General features: G+C 48.7%; 1 pseudogene. It reads right to left on the bottom strand.

The window, feature by feature from the left end:
* A pseudogene (locus KK062_RS30385) lies at positions 1–261 on the bottom strand (hypothetical protein); the annotation flags it as partial.

Here is a 261-nt window from a genome sequence, read left to right as displayed (position 1 = left end):
CCCGAAAATACATTCAGCATCGCGGCCGTTTTGCGTTCGCCACCATACATCTCCGCGATCTGCTGATCCATAAACGCATAGTGAAAGGTATACTCAGGATACGTAGCCTCCCATTTTCGTTGAACATACTCCAGCGTCGCCTGCATATTCACCGTGCTGATCTTCATCGAAAGGTTTTTATAGGAGCCTTTATCATTGTACAGTACCACGGGTTCAATCGCATGGTCCAGCGCCTGTGTGTGAAAATCTCTTACCACGCCC

The sequence above is a fragment of the Dawidia cretensis genome, from assembly GCF_018598175.1.
GTDB classification, from domain to species: domain Bacteria; phylum Bacteroidota; class Bacteroidia; order Cytophagales; family Cyclobacteriaceae; genus Ohtaekwangia; species Ohtaekwangia cretensis.
This window is presented reverse-complemented; position numbering and strand designations above follow the sequence as displayed.